Consider the following 14,293-nt stretch of genomic DNA (forward strand, 5'->3'; position numbering starts at 1 on the left):
GGGAGGAGTTGGGGGGTGGAAAAACAGAGAGGGAGGGGCAAAGGGGGGGCGGGGAGCGGAAGGGGCCCGGGGGGGGGGGGGGGTTTCTCCCCCACCACCCCCCCCCCACCGCTCAGGCTCTAGCGGATACCCCGCCACCCCTCCGGGTCCACTCCGCCGGGGATCGGCGCCTCGGGGTCGTACGGCTGCCGCGTGAACATGAACGAACCGAGGTCGAGGTGGCTCACAGCCCCGGCCGGACGTCGTACGGGCCGCAGCAACTCTCCGGCGAAGTAACCCTCCAGGCCCGTCCAGGTGCCGTCACCGTTCGAGCGGAAGCGTGCGCGCCGGCCACTGCCGGTCAACGGGCCGAGCGCGAGCAGACCGTCAGCAGTCACCCGCAGGCCGAAGGCATGGGTCCCCCAGTACCACTGCCCGGCCAGCTCAAGGACCGCCGGGTCGACCGCGCGCAACGGACGCCAGGGTTCCGGGATCCGCGGCTCCGCCTCGGCGACGATCCGGACGAGGTCCGCACCGACCGCTCCGAGCAGCGGTCCACTCGTGCAGTTGGCGAGCACCACTGCCGCCACGTCGTCCTCCACACTGATGGTGAGGTTGGCCAGGAAACCCGGCAGCGAACCGGAGTGCCCGACGAGCAGTCGGCCGTCGCGGCGCTGGATCTGCAGACCGAGGCCGTAGGTGGCTCCGTCCAGCACGTCCGCCGTCTCTGCGGGCGCCGCAGGCGTGCGCATCTCCCGCACCGACTCCGTACTCAGTACCCGGTCGTCACCCGCGGCCAGGAACGCGGCGAACCGTGCCAGGTCCCCCGTGGTCGACCACAGCTGACCGGCCGGAGCCATCCTGCCCAGATCCTCCAGCGGCTCCGGCAACATCGCGTCCGCCCACGGATGCACGGCCCATCCGCCGGCATGCGGGGCCTCGGGCTGCGCACTCGTGCGGTGCAGACCGAGCGGCTCGAGGATCTCACTGCGCAGCACCTCCTCCCAGGGAGCGCCACGCAACTCCTCCACCAGTGCTCCGAGCACCGTGTACCCGGGGTTGGAGTAGTGGTGCCGTCGGCCGACGGGGTGCAGCAGGGGCTGTTCACCGAGCACATCGGCCAGTTCCGGACGGAGGGTGCCCGGGGTCCGCTCCCACCAGGGGCCGGGTGACTCGGCCGCCAGCCCCGCGGTGTGGGCGAGCAGGTCCGCGATCGTCGCCTCGCCCGCGCCGGTACCCGGAAGATGCTTCTCCAGGAGATCACCGAGGTCGAGCAGGCCCTCGTCGCGCAAACGCATCACCAGGACGGCCGTGAAGGTCTTGGTGATGGACCCGATCCGGTACTGCACGTTCTCGTCCGGACCGTGGCCGTCCACCGAGGTGCGCGCCCCGTGCCACACGGCCCGCCCGCCCCGCACGACGGCCGCCACCAACGACGGCGACCGTCCTTCGGCCTGTGCGACGGCGATCCGGTGCAACAGGGCTCGCCGGGTCGTGGGCAGCAGCTCTTCCTGAGGTGTCGTCATGGGCCCAGTGTCCCCCGGGTGGATCACCTGGATGGGCGATCAGGTCTGGGCCATGTCCACGAAGCGGGAGTAGTGGCCCTGGAAGGCGACCGTGATCGTGGCGGTGGGGCCGTTTCGGTGCTTGGCCACGATCAGGTCGGCCTCGCCCGCGCGCGGGGACTCCTTCTCGTAAGCGTCCTCGCGGTGCAGAAGGATCACCATGTCGGCGTCCTGCTCGATGGAGCCCGACTCACGCAGGTCGGAGACCATCGGCTTCTTGTCGGTGCGCTGCTCGGGACCACGGTTGAGCTGCGAGAGCGCGATGACCGGGATCTCCAGCTCCTTGGCGAGCAGCTTGAGGTTACGGGACATGTCCGAGACCTCCTGCTGGCGGCTCTCGGCGCGCTTGGAGCCGCCGGACTGCATCAGCTGGAGGTAGTCGATGACGACCAGCTTCAGGTCGTTGCGCTGCTTCAGGCGCCTGCACTTGGCGCGGATCTCCATCATCGACAGGTTGGGCGAATCATCGATGTAGAGCGGTGCGGCCGAGACGTCCGGCATGCGGCGGGCGAGCCTGGTCCAGTCCTCGTCGGTCATCGTGCCGGACCGCATGTGGTGCAGGGCCACCCGGGCCTCGGCGGACAGCAGACGCATCGCGATCTCGTTGCGGCCCATTTCGAGCGAGAAGATTACACTCGGCAGGTTGTGCTTGATCGAGGCGGCTCGCGCGAAGTCCAGTGCGAGCGTCGACTTACCCATGGCGGGACGGGCCGCGATGACGATCATCTGGCCCGGGTGCAGACCATTCGTCAGCGAATCGAAGTCGGTGAAACCCGTCGGCACACCGGTCATCTCGCCACTGCGCGAGCCGATCGCCTCGATCTCGTCGAGGGCGCCTTCCATGATGTCGCCGAGCGGCAGATAGTCCTCGCTGGTGCGCTGCTCGGTGACGGCATAGATCTCGGCCTGGGCGCTGTTGACGATCTCGTCCACGTCGCCGTCGGCCGCATATCCCATCTGCGTGATGCGCGTACCGGCTTCGACCAGGCGGCGCAGCACGGCCCGCTCATGGACGATCTCCGCGTAGTACTCGGCGTTGGCCGCCGTCGGCACGGTCTGGACGAGGCTGTGCAGATACGCGGCCCCGCCGACCTTGTTGATCTCGCCGCGCTTCGTGAGTTCGGCAGCGATGGTGATCGGGTCGGCCGGCTCGCCCTTGGCGTAGACGTCCAGGATCGCCTGGTAGATCGTCTCGTGCGCGGGCTTGTAGAAGTCGTGACCCTTGAGGATCTCGACGACGTCGGCGATGGCGTCCTTCGACAGCAGCATGCCGCCCAGAACCGACTGCTCGGCGTCCAGGTCCTGTGGCGGCACCCGCTCGAAGGAGGAGCCCCCGCGGTCCCAGGAGTCGTTCTCCCGGCCCCGGTCGTGCTGCTCCTCACGGCTCCGGCCGCCGTCACCGCGTCGCCGGGAGGCCGGCAGACGATCACTGGGCCCGGTATCGGCCCACGGATCGTCCAAGGGCTCGGAAATGCTCACCGAGCCACCTCCTCCCCGTCCGCACGGCGGACCTCGCCGTGTCCTCTTTTGTACGGCACGGCACTGACAAATGAGAGGCCCAACTCCGGTTCCGGCGCGTCGGGTTTGTGACGATTCCAGGGCCGAGGGAAGGACGCTTCCCAGGCCTGGGGAAGGAGTGGGCGCCGGACCACGGTAGGCCCGTCGGCACCGTCAGCCAATCTGGTTATCCACAGGCCATGTGGACGACAGCCCGGATGCTGTGGAGAACTCGCCGAAACCTGTGCACGACCCGGTGGACAGCCCTGTGAACAAGCCCTCCCTCCTCCCCACCAGACCGCACTGACCTGCACTTTTATCGTCCACCGGCTGTGCAGAAGAAAAACTTCCCCAGTCGGACCAAGATCGTGTCGAACGGTGCGCCAAAGGACACACCCGGAGAGGAGAGGTAAGGGTCACAAACGCATTGCATCACTTACCTGTGGACGATTAGATTAGTGCACATGACACAGGCTCCCGCGATACCCAAGGCCACCCGCCGGCGGCACGACAGAGAGATCGTCACGCTGGCCGTCCCAGCCTTCGGCGCACTCGTCGCCGAGCCTCTCTTCGTCATGGCGGACAGCGCCATCGTCGGCCATCTCGGGACCGCTCAGCTCGCCGGTCTCGGCGTTGCCTCCGCCCTCCTCACCACCGCGGTGAGCGTCTTCGTCTTCCTCGCTTACGCGACCACCGCCGCCGTGGCCCGGCGCGTCGGCGCCGGCGATCTGCGGGCAGCCATTCGCCAGGGCATGGACGGCATCTGGCTGGCGCTGCTGCTCGGCATCGCCGTCATCGCCGTCGTGCTTCCGCTGGCACCCGGCATCGTGGACCTCTTCGGCGCCTCCACGACCGCGGCCCCTTACGCCACGACGTATCTGCGCATCTCCTCACTGGGCATCCCGGCCATGCTCATCGTCCTCGCCGCTTCGGGAGTGCTCCGCGGACTGCAGGACACCAGGACCCCGCTCTACGTCGCTGGCGCAGGCTTCGTCGCCAACGGCGCACTCAATGCAGGACTCGTCTACGGCGCCGGGCTAGGCATCGCCGGTTCGGCCTGGGGCACGGTCATCGCCCAGTGCGGCATGGCAGCCGTCTATCTGATCGTGGTCGTCCGCGCAGCCCGTCAGCACGAGGCCTCACTTCGCCCGGATGCCGCCGGCATCCGGGCCTCGGCTCAGGCAGGCGTTCCGCTCCTGGTCCGGACACTGTCGCTGCGGGCGATCCTGATGATCGCGACGGTGGTCGCGGCACATCTGGGCGACGCCGACATCGCCGCCCACCAGATCATCCTGTCCCTGTGGAGCCTACTGGCCTTCGCTCTCGACGCGATAGCGATCGCAGGTCAGGCCATCATCGGCCGTTATCTCGGCGCGGACGACGCCCAAGGAGCGCGTGAAGCCTGCCGCCGCATGGTCCAGTGGGGCATCGCGACCGGAGTGATTCTCGGTCTGCTCGTGGTGGCCACCCGGCCGCTCTTCCTGCCACTGTTCACCAACGACTCTGTGGTCAAGGACGCGGCACTGCCCGCACTGCTGATGGTGGCGCTCTCGCAACCCGTCTGCGGGATCGTCTTCGTGCTGGACGGAGTACTGATGGGCGCGGGGGACGGACCGTATCTGGCCGGGGCGATGGTCGTCACCCTAGCGGTGTTCGCTCCCCTCGCCCTGCTCGTCCCGACTCTCGGCGGCGGCCTCACCGCGCTGTGGACTGCGATGACCCTCATGATGGCGATCCGCATGCTGACCCTGTGGCTGCGCACCCGCTCGGGTCGCTGGATCGTCACGGGCGCCACCCGCTGACCGTTTCACTTGGAACAAGCCGGGTGTCGTGTTTCACGTGAAACACCCGCCCTCCTCCACGTTGTGCCCGTGCGAGTCCCACCCAGCCCATACGAAAGGGGCCGTGCCCGTGAAGGCGCGGCCCCTTTCGGAGCTGCTCAAGCAGAGCGCAGCGATCAGGCCGCGACGACCTCGATGTTGACCTTGGCGGCAACCTCGGGGTGCAGACGCACGGACGTCTCGTGGGCGCCCAGGGTCTTGATCGGGGCGGCCAGCTCGATGCGGCGCTTGTCGACCTCGGGGCCACCGGAAGCCTTGATCGCGGACGCGATGTCGGCCGGGGTGACGGAACCGAAGAGACGACCGGCGTCGCCGGAGCGGACGGCCAGGCGGACCTTCACGCCCTCGAGCTGGGCCTTCACCTGGTTGGCCTGCTCGATGGTCTGGATCTCGTGGATCTTGCGAGCGCGACGGATCTGCTCGACGTCCTTCTCGCCACCCTTGGTCCAGCGGATAGCGAACTTCCGCGGGATCAGGTAGTTGCGAGCGTAACCGTCCTTGACGTCGACAACGTCGCCAGCGGCACCGAGGCCGGTGACCTCGTGGGTGAGGATGATCTTCATGAGTGGGTCACCCTTCCCTTAGCGCGCGGTGGACGTGTAGGGCAGCAGCGCCATCTCACGGCTGTTCTTGACGGCCGTGGCGACGTCACGCTGGTGCTGCGTGCAGTTGCCGGTCACGCGGCGGGCACGGATCTTGCCGCGGTCGGAAATGAACTTCCGCAGCATGTTCGTGTCCTTGTAGTCCACGTACGTGACCTTGTCCTTGCAGAAAGCGCAGACCTTCTTCTTCGGCTTGCGCACAGGCGGCTTCGCCATGGTGTTTCTCCTGTGTGATCAAGAAGTTGGGGTACGACCCACCCTTGGTCCGAGGACCTAGAAGGGGGGCTCGTCCGAGTAGCCGCCACCGCCGCCGGAGCCTCCGCCCCAGCCGCCGCCACCCTGCTGCTGGCCACCGGCGGGAGCGCCGGTCGCCCACGGGTCGTCGGCCGGAGCACCGCCGCCCTGCTGGCCGCCACCGGGGCCTGAGCCCCAGCCGCCGCCACCCTGGCCGCCACCGCCGCCGTAACCGCCCTGGCCACCGCGAGCGCCACCGGCGGTCTTGGTGACCTTGGCCGTGGCGTTACGCAGGCTGGGGCCGACTTCCTCGACGTCCAGCTCGTAGACCGTGCGCTTGACGCCCTCACGGTCCTCGTAGGACCGCTGCTTCAGCCGGCCCTGCACGATGACGCGCATGCCTCGCTGGAGCGACTCGGCGACGTTCTCCGCCGCCTGACGCCAGACCGAGCAGGTCAGGAACAGGCTCTCGCCGTCCTTCCACTCGTTCGTCTGGCGGTCGAAGGTGCGGGGAGTGGACGCGACACGGAACTTCGCGACCGCCGCACCGGACGGGGTGAAGCGCAGCTCGGGGTCGTCGACAAGATTGCCGATGACCGTGATGACGGTCTCGCCTGCCATGGGGGAACCTCTCGGCGGGTTTGCTGCTGGCTGCTTGGTGCTGCTACTCGAATCCCGAGATCAGCTGAGCGGGAGAGCTCAGTGCATCTCGGGACGGAGGACCTTGGTCCGGAGGACCGACTCGTTCAGGTTCATCTGGCGGTCGAGCTCCTTGACGACCGCAGGCTCGGCCTGCAGGTCGATGACCGAGTAGATGCCCTCGGGCTTCTTCTTGATCTCGTAGGCGAGACGACGACGGCCCCAGGTGTCGACCTTCTCAACCTTGCCGCCGCCGTCACGGACGACGGACAGGAAGTTCTCGATCAGCGGGGAGACAGCACGCTCCTCGAGATCGGGGTCGAGGATGACCATCACCTCGTAGTGACGCATGTGGAACCCACCTCCTTTGGACTCAGCGGCCACGGTCGCTCCGTGGCAGGAGGGTTGTGATGCGTACGCAACGGTATCGGCCGCCACTGACAATCGGGGGTCCTGAAGGATCCCGCAGTGTTACCTGGGCAGGCGTGGGCAGACACCAGTGCAGACGGTACAGACTACCCGCACACCCGCTTCCGGTTGAAATCCGGGCGTGGAGGCCGTCACCCTGTACACGTCGGGTGTGTACGGCGCTACTATGCGCCGCCTTCCGCAGGAGGTGCCCATGGCACAGACATTGCATCCCAACGTCGCCGGATCCCTCTTCGCCACGGACGGCAAGACCCGTCCGCTTCAGGACACGCTGATGGCGGTGACCTTCGTCCTCGGCGCGCTGTCCCTTGTCACGTCCTTCTTCCCCGGCCTCCACCTGCTCAGCTCGTGGTCGGGTCTGGTGGGCCTCGCCGTCGGCATCTATGGACAGTGGATCTCGGTGACCACTCGGGAACGCTTCGTTCTGATCCTGGGTCTCGGCGCTGCGGGAGTAGGTTTCCTGATCAGCATGTCGCACGGCGGGCTGTTCGGCGGACTCCTCTGAAGCCGACCGCCGGGCGACGCCCGCACCACGCCTTTTCGAACACCGCGAACCGCCCCGGTCGCCCGCCCGGCCGGGGCTAAGGCCCGTACGCCCAGTCGGGGCGTTCGCAAGGCGCAGTAGGCTTCGGCGCGAGAGCCGGAGCCCCTGTACCCATGGGGACACACCAGCCCGAGGAGCGCCCCGACATGAGCCTGACCCTGAGGACCATCAGCCGCGAGCAGCATCTGGCCTACATCCAGAGCCTGCCGTCGGCGAGCCACATGCAGGTCCCGGCCTGGGCCGATGTGAAGGCGGAGTGGCGCTCGGAGAACCTCGGCTGGTTCGACGAGCGCACCGGCGAGATGGTCGGCGCGGGCCTGGTCCTCTACCGCCAGCTGCCCAAGATCAAGCGCTACCTCGCCTACCTCCCCGAGGGCCCGGTCATCAACTGGTTCGCGCCGAACCTGGACGACTGGATCCAGCCGATGCTGGCGCACCTGAAGCAGCAGGGTGCCTTCTCGGTGAAGATGGGCCCGCCTGTGATCATCCGCCGCTGGAACGCGGAAACGATCAAGAAGGGCATTCAGGACCAGGACGTGAAGCGCCTGCGCGACATGGAGGCCGACTTCATCGAGCCGCGCGCGTTCGAGGTGGCCGACAAGCTGCGCCGTATGGGCTGGCAGCAGGGCGAGGACGGCGGCGCCGGTTTCGGCGACGTGCAGCCGCGCTACGTCTTCCAGGTGCCGCTGGCCAACCGGTCCCTGGAAGAGGTCCACAAGAACTTCAACCAGCTGTGGCGCCGCAACATCAAGAAGGCCGAGAAGGCCGGCGTCGAGGTCGTCCAGGGCGGCTACCAGGACCTGGCCGAGTGGCAGAGGCTGTACGAGATCACGGCGGTGCGCGACCACTTCCGGCCCCGCCCGCTGTCGTACTTCCAGCGCATGTGGACGGCCCTCAACACCGAGGACCCGAACCGGATGCGGCTGTACTTCGCCCGCCACAACGGCGTGAACCTGTCCGCGGCGACGATGCTGATCGTCGGTGGACACGTCTGGTACTCCTACGGCGCCTCCGACAACATCGGCCGTGAGGTCCGGCCCTCGAACGCGATGCAGTGGCGGATGCTGCGCGACGCCTACGCGCTCGGCGGCACCGTCTACGACCTGCGCGGCATCTCCGACTCGCTGGACGAGACGGACCACCTCTTCGGTCTGATCCAGTTCAAGGTCGGCACCGGCGGGCAGGCCGCCGAGTACCTCGGCGAGTGGGACTTCCCGCTGAACAAGCTGCTCCACAAGGCCCTCGACATCTACATGTCGCGCCGCTGAGCCGCGGGCGTTTGGTTCCATAGGCTCCACAGCGTTCACACCTCTGATACACCGCAGCCACGAGAAAGGTTCCAGGTCCGGCCATGGCGCTCACGCTCTACGTCGACACCGCGCGCTGGCGGGCGCACCACAAGCACGTGCACGAGCAGTTCCCGGGCCTGGTCCCGGTCTGCAAGGGCAACGGCTACGGCTTCGGGCACGAACGGCTGGCGGAGGAGGCCACGCGACTGGGCGCGGACCTGCTCGCGGTCGGCACGACGTACGAGGCCGCGCGTATCAAGGACTTCTTCAGCGGTGACCTGCTGGTGCTGACGCCGTACCGGCGCGGCGAGGAGCCCGTACCGCTGCCCGACCGGGTGGTGCGCTCGGTGTCGTCGGTCGACGGCGTGTACGGCCTCGTCGGGGCGCGGGTCGTCATCGAGGTGATGTCCTCGATGAAGCGCCACGGCATCAGTGAGCAGGACCTGCCCCAGCTGCACCAGGCCATCGAGAACGTCCGGCTGGAGGGCTTCGCCATTCATCTGCCGCTGGACCGCACCGACGGTTCGGACGCCGTCGAGGAGGTCATCGGCTGGATGGACCGGCTGCGCGCCGCCCGGCTGCCGCTGCACACGATGTTCGTCAGCCATCTCAAGGCCGATGAACTGGCCCGGCTGCAGCAGCAGTTCCCGCAGACCCGGTTCCGTGCCCGCATCGGCACTCGGCTGTGGCTGGGGGATCACGACGCGACCGAGTACCGCGGTGCCGTTCTGGACGTCACACGTGTGGCCAAGGGCGACCGGTTCGGCTACCGGCAGCAGAAGGCGGCCTCCGACGGCTACCTGGTGGTCGTGGCAGGCGGAACGTCGCACGGCGTGGGCCTGGAGGCCCCGAAGGCCCTGCACGGCGTCATGCCGCGCGCCAAGGGCGTCGCACGGGCCGGCCTCGCCACGGTCAACCGGAACCTTTCTCCGTTCGTCTGGGGCAGCAAGCAGCGCTGGTTCGCCGAGCCGCCGCACATGCAGGTGTCGATCCTGTTCGTCCCGTCGGACGCTCCGGAGCCGCAGGTCGGCGACGAGCTGGTGGCCCATCTGCGGCACACCACCACACAGTTCGACCGGCTCGTGGACCGCTGACCCGGCCAGAACGGCAAGAGGCCGTACACGCCGTGTGCGGGTACGGCCTTCTTCATGGCCTTCCGCCGGCGTGTTCGCTCAGAGCGAACGATCCTCGGGGGACGGCGGGACGGGCCTGCCCCAGTCCACCTGAGGACCCCCGAAGTGGGCGGCGTGCCGCGGTGGATGGGCTGCCGCGCCGAACACGAGGACGTCCTGCGCGCCGTCGAGCACCCCGCCCGACGGGTCGTCGTCGCCCGACCGGCGCACCACGTCCCGCTCCGGCATGAGGATGTCCCGCACGACGACGGCGCACAGGTACAGCGTGCCCACCAGATGCAGCACGATCGCCCATTGATAGCCGTGCGTGGGCAGACCCTTGTGGGCGTCCCCGCTGGTCGTGTAGGCGAGATACATCCAGATGCCCAGGAAGTACGCCACCTCGCAGGCCTGCCAGATCAGGAAGTCGCGCCACTTGGGCCGGGCCAGGACCGCCAGCGGCACCAGCCACAGGACGTACTGCGGTGAGTAGACCTTGTTGGTGAGGATGAACGCCGCCACCATCAGGAAGGCCAGCTGCGCGAAGCGGGGCCGGCGCGGAGCGGTGAACGTCAGTGCGGCGATACCGAGGAAGCACAGCACCACCAGCACCAGGGCAGCGGTGTTCACGAAGCCGGTGCCGGGCGGGTTGCTGGAGTTCTGCGCCCAGACCAGCCAGAACGACCCGAAGTCGACGCCCCGTTCCTGGCTGAACGTGTAGAACTTCGACCAGCCCTGGAAGGCGAAGAGCATCACCGGCGCGTTCACCACGAGCCAGGCTATCGCCGCGCCGCCCACGGCCTGGGTGTACTCCCGCCACTTGCCGGCCCGCCAGCACAGCACGAACAGCGGGGCGAGCAGGAACACGGGGTAGAGCTTGGCGGCCGTGGCGAGGCCCAGGAGAACACCGAAGGCGACGGGACGGCTACGGGACCACATGAGCATCGCCGCCGCCGTGAGCGCCACGGCCAGCAGATCCCAGTTGATGGTCGCGGTGAGCACGAAAGCGGGCGCCAGGGCGACCAGCAGGCCGTCCCAGGGGCGCCGGCGGTGGGTGCGGACCACACAGACCGCGATGACGGCCGCGCAGACCATCAGCATCCCGGCGTTGACGAACCAGTACCACTGCTCCTGGCGCTGGATGCTGCCGCTGTGCGGGGTCAACCAGGACGCCACCTCCATGAACACGCCGGTCAGCACCGGGTATTCGAGGTAGTCCATGTCGCCCGAGAGCTTGTCGAAGTACGGCACGAGATGATCGGCGAATCCACGCCCCTGGTAGAGGTGCGGGATATCCGAGTAGCAGGCATGCGTGTACTGACTGCTCGCGCCGAAGAACCAGGCACTGTGATAGCAGGGCGCCTTCTGGACCAGGCCGAGGGCGAACATGCCGATCGCCACGAGCGCGACGACCCGTACGGGGGTCCACCAGGAGGTCGCGAGCAGGGCACGCCGCCCCAGCGGACCGCCGATCAGCTCACTGCCTGCCCGGGCGATCTCGTCCTCACTGGTCGGCCGCACCGGTTCTGCCGTGACGGGCCGCACGGGCTCGGGCTCGTGCATGCTCGCGGGCATCATCTCTGCACTGGGCATGGGCCACATCCTGCCGTATCGAGCTGTGAGCGCCGCGAGGCCTGCACCCCTTTCTTCGCCAGTCCGGCAGGCGCCTCGGGTTCCGTTTCGACCCGTGGCTGGAACTACGGCTCCATACCCAAGGGCTTCCACGAACGACCCGTCCCAGCTTTTCGGCCATCCGAAACGGCGGCCGCAGACAAGCACGGAGGCCGGTGTTCGGCACCTGAAAGGGTGCCGAACACCGGCCTGCGGCCATTCGGTCAGCCTGTCGGCCCGCCGAAGATGCCTCCATTGCCATTGCCACGGGTGTTACCGCCGGGTCCGGTCGTGTCCGTGACGCTGGGCGACGGATCGGTGCCTCCGGTGGTGCCGCCCGTGTCCGTGCCGCCGTTACCGTTGCCGTTGCAGGGGTTGCCCCAGCTCCACTGGCAGGTGTCGCTCGCCGACGGGGACGGAGACGGAGACGTGTCGCTGGGCGACGGGCTCGGCGAGTCGCTCGGCGTCGGGCTCGGCGTGATGCTGACGGTCGGGGTCGGAGTCGGGGACGGTGCTCCGACCTCGTCCTGCGTCTCGCCGATCTCGGTGGCGGCCGGGAAGCCGGGGTCGTTCTGCCCCTTCAGCGCGGCCTTCATGTACTCGGTCCACACCGACGTCGGGATGTCACCACCGTGGATCGACGGGACGCCGGCCGTGCCGTTCATGGACAGCAGCTCGTGGTCCTTCGGGTTCTCACGGAACATCGCCACCGACGTGGACAGCTGCCGGGTGTAGCCGACGAACCAGGCCGACTTGTTGCTGTCGGTGGTACCGGTCTTGCCCGCCGCCGTACGGCCCAGGGCCTTGGCGTTCTGACCCGTACCGTTCTGGATGACGTTCTGCAGGACGTCCGTGACGTTGTTCGCCACGTTGGCCGTCATCGCCGTGGTGACCTTCGGCTGGGTGAAGCCCGGCAGCTCCTGGCCGTCCTTCTTCACCGAGATCACGGAGTACGGGTCCGTGTGCTGGCCGGACGCGGCGAAGGTCGCGTACGCGTCGGCCATGCGGATCGCGCTCGGGGTGGAGGTGCCGATGGCGAACGATGGATTGAGGCTCTTGGGCATGCTCTGATCCAGGATTCCGGATGCTCGGGCAACACCCCTCACCTTCTCCAGCCCCACGTCCACGGCAAGCTGCACGAAGGGAGTGTTGATGGACTGCTCCATCGCCTTGCGCAGGGTGATGTATCCCCAGGCACGCTTGCTCTCGTTGTTCTGGTAAAAGGTCGAGTTGTCCCTGGTGAGATAGACCGACCCGTCCGGCTTGTACACCTTGAGATGGTCGTTGCCGTTGTACTTGCTCAGCGGGGAAATTCCCTGCCCCTCGGACCTGTAGGTCCCGTCCTCCATGGCCGCGGCGAGGACAAACGGCTTCCACGTCGAACCGACCGGGACACCGGAGGTGTCGGCGTTGTTCGTGAAGTGGCCGTTCTCGTAGCCGTCACCGCCGTAGAGAGCGACGATCGCGCCGTTGTTGGGCCTCACCGACGCCGCACCGAACTGGACGTACTTGTCCAGGTCGCGGCGCTTCGGATCGATCCGCTCCTTCTGGATCTTCTTCACGGCCGCGCTCAGCTCGTTGACCTTGGCCTTGTCGAAGGTCGTCTTGATCTGGTAGCCGCCCCTGTCGAAATCCGCCTCCGAGATGTCGGAGTGGGCGAGGACGTACTTCTTCGCCGTGTCGACCAGGTAGCTGATCTGGCCGGTCATCCCCTTGGTCGCCTTGCGGCCGTCGGGCATGGGGTACTTCGCGATGGCTTTCTGGTAGGCGTCGTCGCTGAGGTGGTGATCGTTGTGCATCTGCTCGAGGATCCACTGCCAGCGTTCCTGCGAGCGCTTCTTGTTGGCCGTCGCGTTCGCCGAGGGGTCGAGATCCGCGTTGCCGGCCGGGTCGAAGTACGTCGGGCCCTTGAGCAGCGCTGCGAGGACCGCGCACTGGCTCGGCGTCAGGTCCACCGCGTTCTTGCCGTAGTACGTCTGCGCAGCCGCCTGGATGCCGTACGCGCCCCGGCCGAAGTACGACGTGTTGAGGTACCCCTGCAGGATCTGGCTCTTCTTGAGCTTCGTCCCCACCTTGATGGAGATGAACAGCTCCTTGAACTTACGGGTGACCGTCTGCTGCTGGCTCAGATAGGTGTTCTTGACGTACTGCTGGGTGATCGTCGAACCACCCTGGGTCTGGCCGCCCCGCGCCATGTTGACCACGGCGCGCGCGATGCCCATGGGGTCGACGCCCGAGTCCTGGTAGAAGCTCTTGTTCTCGGCCGAGATCACGGCCCACTGCATGGCGTCGGGAATCTGGTCGATGCTGACGTTCTGCCGGTTGACGCCCGTGCCCGTGGCCACCATCTGCTTGCCGTCGGCCCAGTAGTAGACGTTGTTCTGGGACTTGGCGGCATCGTTCTCGTTGGGGATCGAGACCATCGCGTAGCTGACGCCGACCAGCGCCACCAGGCTTCCGACGAAACCGATGAAGAGCCCGGAGACGAGCTTCCAGGAGGGCACCCAGCGGCGCCAGCCGTACCTTCCGGCACGGGGATAGTCGATCAGCCGCTTCTTGCCGGGTGCGGTCGACGCACGACCCCTGCCGCGCCCGGGACCGGTCGGGCCGCCGGGAGTGCCGCGCCGGCCACCCGGGCCGGCGTTGTCCGCGCCTCTGCGGCGACTGCCTCTCTGCGCCGCCCGGCGGGCCTCGGCACGGCCACTGTAGGGACGCTCGTCACCTCCCGGACCACTGGCACCCGACCCATAGGAACTGGACCCATAGGAGTCGGCTGGGGACCCGGTGGCGCCCCGCGGTGCCGCGCGGCGACCGGAGGCCGAGCCGGACGGGTCGCGTCGGGCCGCGGCACGTCCGCCTCCCTGCGGCTGCGGCGGTTTGCGACGGTGCTCGCTCATCGAACGATTACTCCTCGGGCAGGCGCACCCGTGCGCGCCTGGAACGGCGGCTGG

12 protein-coding genes are annotated in these 14,293 nt (G+C 67.9%); 4 read left to right on the forward strand and 8 right to left on the reverse strand.

The genetic code is table 11. The features are described 5' to 3' along the window. Positions 1-119: 119 nt before the first annotated feature. On the reverse strand, positions 120-1,505 hold the full coding sequence (locus ACZ7GZ_RS09200; protein WP_471022323.1) for a serine hydrolase domain-containing protein: 1,386 nt from the start codon (positions 1,503-1,505) through the stop codon (positions 120-122). 39 nt (positions 1,506-1,544) lie between these two features. Beyond that, positions 1,545-3,023 carry a replicative DNA helicase gene (gene dnaB, locus ACZ7GZ_RS09205; protein WP_471022325.1) on the reverse strand — a complete coding sequence of 493 codons (1,479 nt, stop codon included), beginning with the start codon at positions 3,021-3,023 and terminating at the stop codon, positions 1,545-1,547. Between the two features lie 482 nt (positions 3,024-3,505). Here dnaB and ACZ7GZ_RS09210 point away from each other — a divergent pair, with 482 nt between their 5' ends. Further along, entirely contained in the window at positions 3,506-4,843 is a 1,338-nt protein-coding gene (locus ACZ7GZ_RS09210) for an MATE family efflux transporter (RefSeq protein ID WP_471022327.1), read from the forward strand. Positions 4,844-4,998: 155 nt separating this feature from the next. On the opposite strand, the gene rplI is transcribed toward ACZ7GZ_RS09210, so the two are convergent. From rplI to rpsF, 4 genes are all read right to left on the reverse strand, one after another. Further along, positions 4,999-5,445 carry a 50S ribosomal protein L9 gene (rplI, locus tag ACZ7GZ_RS09215; protein ID WP_471022328.1) on the reverse strand — a complete coding sequence of 149 codons (447 nt, stop codon included), beginning with the start codon at positions 5,443-5,445 and terminating at the stop codon, positions 4,999-5,001. Between the two features lie 18 nt (positions 5,446-5,463). Continuing rightward, positions 5,464-5,700, reverse strand: coding sequence for a 30S ribosomal protein S18 (gene rpsR, locus ACZ7GZ_RS09220; protein ID WP_003949403.1), 237 nt, complete (start codon positions 5,698-5,700; stop codon positions 5,464-5,466). A gap of 57 nt (positions 5,701-5,757) precedes the next feature. After that, positions 5,758-6,339, reverse strand: coding sequence for a single-stranded DNA-binding protein (locus tag ACZ7GZ_RS09225; RefSeq protein ID WP_471022329.1), 582 nt, complete (start codon positions 6,337-6,339; stop codon positions 5,758-5,760). 78 nt (positions 6,340-6,417) lie between these two features. Continuing rightward, positions 6,418-6,708 carry a 30S ribosomal protein S6 gene (rpsF, locus tag ACZ7GZ_RS09230; protein ID WP_043502363.1) on the reverse strand — a complete coding sequence of 97 codons (291 nt, stop codon included), beginning with the start codon at positions 6,706-6,708 and terminating at the stop codon, positions 6,418-6,420. Between the two features lie 271 nt (positions 6,709-6,979). Between rpsF and ACZ7GZ_RS09235 the strand changes: the two genes are divergently transcribed. From ACZ7GZ_RS09235 to ACZ7GZ_RS09245, 3 genes are all read left to right on the forward strand, one after another. After that, positions 6,980-7,291: a hypothetical protein gene (locus ACZ7GZ_RS09235; protein WP_471022332.1), complete on the forward strand. Its 312-nt coding sequence runs from the start codon at positions 6,980-6,982 to the stop codon at positions 7,289-7,291. A gap of 185 nt (positions 7,292-7,476) precedes the next feature. After that, positions 7,477-8,598, forward strand: a complete 1,122-nt coding sequence (gene femX, locus ACZ7GZ_RS09240) for a peptidoglycan bridge formation glycyltransferase FemX (protein ID WP_031164375.1) — start codon at positions 7,477-7,479, stop codon at positions 8,596-8,598. 83 nt (positions 8,599-8,681) lie between these two features. Continuing rightward, positions 8,682-9,713 (forward strand): alanine racemase, encoded by a 1,032-nt coding sequence (locus ACZ7GZ_RS09245; RefSeq protein ID WP_471022333.1) that lies wholly within the window; start codon positions 8,682-8,684, stop codon positions 9,711-9,713. A gap of 78 nt (positions 9,714-9,791) precedes the next feature. Here ACZ7GZ_RS09245 and ACZ7GZ_RS09250 read toward each other — a convergent pair whose 3' ends face one another. Both ACZ7GZ_RS09250 and ACZ7GZ_RS09255 read right to left on the reverse strand, forming a co-directional pair. After that, positions 9,792-11,324 (reverse strand): glycosyltransferase family 87 protein, encoded by a 1,533-nt coding sequence (locus ACZ7GZ_RS09250; protein WP_471022335.1) that lies wholly within the window; start codon positions 11,322-11,324, stop codon positions 9,792-9,794. 242 nt (positions 11,325-11,566) lie between these two features. Further along, positions 11,567-13,846, reverse strand: coding sequence for a transglycosylase domain-containing protein (locus ACZ7GZ_RS09255; protein ID WP_471022336.1), 2,280 nt, complete (start codon positions 13,844-13,846; stop codon positions 11,567-11,569). Positions 13,847-14,293 lie beyond the last annotated feature (447 nt).

The organism is Streptomyces sp. NPDC037288 (assembly GCF_055603265.1).